We start from the raw sequence: 3,120 nt of genomic DNA, 5'->3' as shown, positions 1-3,120 counted from the left end.
GTGGGACGGGCGGATGCGCTTCGCTGTCCGCCCTGTTGTGGGCTGGTGCGGGTTGCCGGGGCGTGGCCCTTCCCACGGGCGCTCGCTTCGCATTGCGCCCTGCTGCGAGCGGGTTCCCCTTGCGATGGGCAACCTTACGGGCGCTCGCTTCGCATTGCGCCCTGCTGCGATTGGGTTCCGCTCGCCGGGTCGGTGGTCGATGGACGGGCGGATGCGCTTTGCTGTCCGCCCTGCTGCGAGCGGGTTGTGCTTGGTTGAGCGTCTGTGGTTGCCTGGGTCGCGATTTTTGTGTGGGGCGCCCAAATATCGGGTAATGTGTGCGGCGTTAGATTTCTGCATTTTCGGGCTCGCTTTTTACCCGGTTTTCGGCTCGCTGCGCCCGTGTGCGACCTTATGCTTGACGCTGGGAGGGAGAACGGTAGAATCCGTTTAAGTTATGACTGAATCAAATGAGCAGACATCCATTGAGTTGGGGAGCGCCCTGAAGGCGCTTGCGGAGCCTACGCGCTTCAAGATCGTGCAGTTGCTTCTCGAGCGGCATCATTGCTCGCGCTCCATCTCCAAAACGCTAGGCATCAGCGAGTCTGCGGTTTCGCAGCATATGGCCGTGCTGAAGAAGGCTGGCCTGGTCGAAGGCTTTCGGCATGGCTATCACGTGCACTACGTGCTGAGCGCCGACGCCCTGCGCGCCATGATCGAGCGCATGAGCACGTGGATCGATCGCGCTGAGTGCATCGAAGATTGTCACGAGTCGAACTCGTGCCGCTTCAGGCTCGACGATGGCTCGAATGGTTGTCTGTATCGCTCGGAGTAGTCGAAGGAAGAGGAAACCCACCCATGAAGCTTGCCATCCCCAGCGAAACCGACGCCCAGCTGCAGAGCATCCGCAGCGGGCATTTCGGCCACACGCCCTACTTTACGGTTGTCACGTACGACGAAGACATGAACATCGTCGCCACCGAAGCCGTGAAGAACGTTGACCACGACCGGTGCGGTTGCGGCGGCGTTATCGAGTACGTGCTGGGGCTTGGCGTCGACGGCATTCTCACCGTTGGCATGGGCATGCCGCCGCTGATGCGCTTCACGCAGAATGGCGTGACGGTCTACTCCGAAACCCAAACGCCCATGGTGGGCGATGTGGCGCAGCTCTTTGCCCAGGGCAAAGTGGGGAAGATGTCTCCTAGCGCTGCGTGCCGTCATTAGGGGTAAGGCCTCTGTTGCGCGTTTCGGCCGCGAGGTCGTGTGCGGATTGTGAGCACGTTTTACGGTGTTGCGCGCTGCAGGAAATTCCTTTATACTCCTACCTTGCGTTTCGGATGAAACGTGGTTTGCCAACGTGGCTCAGCTGGTAGAGCAACGCACTCGTAATGCGTAGGTCAGCGGTTCGAATCCGCTCGTTGGCTCCAGAAACTTACAGGCTGTCGGTTATCCGGCAGCCTGTTTTCGTTTCCGGCAAGCGGAACGGGAATTATCGGTTTTGGTACTGCAGAGTCGCTGGGATTGGCAACGTGCGCAAGAGCGCTAGCGCCCACCACGACGTTCACCAGCAATCCACCCTCCTGCTAGCGAACGTTCGCTAGAGCCTCTGCGAACCGAGTTCGCCTCTTCGATAGTTGAGCGCAGCGCAAAGGCGGGCGCGTAGGGGGAGCACCCGCCTTTGTGGGAGGGAAAAACTAGTTATGGGAGGGGAGAAGGCTAGTTTTCGGCTGCCACCGTGTCGCCCATGATGTAACCGTAGGTCAGGGCCGAATCGAAGCCGTAGCCGTAGACGTTGCCGTCCTTCTCCTCGATCGAGCCGCATACGTCGCCTGCGGCATACAGGCCGGGGATTGCGGCGCCGGATTCGTTCAGCACGTGGCAGCTGGTGTCAATCGCAATGCCGCCGGTGGTTACGTACAGCGTGGGCATGCAGCTGATGGCATACACGCCTTCGTTCTCGTTGATGAACGTGCAAGCGCGGCCAAATTCGTCCTTATCGCCAGCCAGCGCGTGCTGGTTGTGCTTTTCCACCGTCTCCTTCAGGTTGGGCAGGTTCAGTGCGGTTGCCATCTCGTCGATGCTGTCGTACTTCACGATGTCGCCGCGGTTGAACAGGCATGCGTAGTCGGTGCTGTTCCACGAGTCCATCTTTTCGAGCGTAATCGCGCCAGCATGGTCGGTAATGTGGAAGAATCGATCGCCGTTGGACTTATCGCAGATGGCCTGGGTCATGGCGGCATGGCTGAGCGAGCCCTGGCCGAATTCGTTGCCGCTGTCGTTCACCATTACGCCCGGTGCGAACATGTGCACGAAGGCGAGTTCGAAGCGGCTGCCGGCGGCTTCGGGCGTGGTTGCGTTGAAGGCACCCAGGTCGCGGCCCATGCACTCGATGGCGGCACCGGCCTTCTGCGCGGCAATCAGGCCATCGCCTTCCGAGCCCGGGCAGCAGTTGAAGGAGAATTCGGAGTACTGCGGGTAGTACTGAGCGACCAGGTCTTTGTTCGCGGCGAAACCGCCGGTCGCCAGGCACACGGCCTTGGCGTTGATGGTCCAGGTGCTGCCATCGGTACCTTCCGCCTTAACGCCGGTTACCGCACCCGAAGCATCCTGGATGAGCTCGGTCATGCGGGTGGCGTAGTTGAGCTCGCCGCCCAGCGCCACGATGCGGTCGGCCATGAACTGCATGCAAATGCCCGCGCCGCCCATGTACATGCCGGGGGACAGGGTGGGGGTGGTGCCGTAGGTGCTTCCCATGGTGTAGAAGCCCACGCCAATCTTGTGCATCCAGTCAACCAATTTGCTCGAGTTCTCGTAAAGAGCGGTCTGGTAGGGCACTTCGCCGCCGAAACGGTTGTTTTCGGGGGTGTTGTACGACTTGACCATGGCAATCTTCGCGTCCATGTCAAAGTCAGCCTTGTTGGCGTCGGTCACGCGGCCCAGCGCATAGTTCTTCTGCAGGTCGGAGCCAACGCTGATGACGCCCGAGTAGGTCATGGGGCCCGAACCGCCGGCGATGTCCAGCTTTTCGATCACGGTAACCTTTTTGCCCGCTTCCAGAAGGCGTACGGCGGCAATGAGTCCGGCGGTGCCAGCGCCAACCACCAAGTCGGAGGCCAAGCGGTCTTAGGAAGACAAGGCACT

The 3,120-nt window shown here is 60.6% G+C and carries 3 protein-coding genes and 1 tRNA gene; 3 read left to right on the top strand and 1 reads right to left on the bottom strand.

Annotation, left to right across the window (positions count from 1 at the left end; all coding sequences use genetic code 11):
• The first annotated feature begins 436 nt into the window (after nt 1–436).
• From AC04P6_RS08765 to AC04P6_RS08755, 3 genes are all read left to right on the top strand, one after another.
• The gene (locus tag AC04P6_RS08765; RefSeq protein WP_475566246.1) at nt 437–814 is read left to right on the top strand and encodes an ArsR/SmtB family transcription factor; all 378 of its coding nucleotides are present in this window, start codon (nt 437–439) and stop codon (nt 812–814) included.
• 23 nt (nt 815–837) lie between these two features.
• Nucleotides 838–1,203 (top strand): NifB/NifX family molybdenum-iron cluster-binding protein, encoded by a 366-nt coding sequence (locus AC04P6_RS08760; protein ID WP_475566245.1) that lies wholly within the window; start codon nt 838–840, stop codon nt 1,201–1,203.
• 127 nt (nt 1,204–1,330) lie between these two features.
• Nucleotides 1,331–1,406: transfer RNA gene (locus AC04P6_RS08755), tRNA-Thr, on the top strand.
• A 289-nt stretch (nt 1,407–1,695) separates the two neighbouring features.
• On the opposite strand, the gene AC04P6_RS08750 is transcribed toward AC04P6_RS08755, so the two are convergent.
• Nucleotides 1,696–3,096, bottom strand: a complete 1,401-nt coding sequence (locus AC04P6_RS08750; RefSeq protein ID WP_475566244.1) for an FAD-dependent oxidoreductase — start codon at nt 3,094–3,096, stop codon at nt 1,696–1,698.
• Between the last annotated feature and the right edge of the window lie 24 nt (nt 3,097–3,120).

This window comes from Denitrobacterium sp. (assembly GCF_056180635.1).
This window is presented reverse-complemented; position numbering and strand designations above follow the sequence as displayed.

Bases quoted from the DNA above. Each gene is read 5' to 3' on its own strand.
- AC04P6_RS08760 (WP_475566245.1), top strand. From the start codon at position 838: ATGAAGCTTGCCATCCCCAGCGAAACCGACGCCCAGCTGCAGAGCATC.
- AC04P6_RS08765 (WP_475566246.1), top strand. From the start codon at position 437: ATGACTGAATCAAATGAGCAGACATCCATTGAGTTGGGGAGCGCCCTG.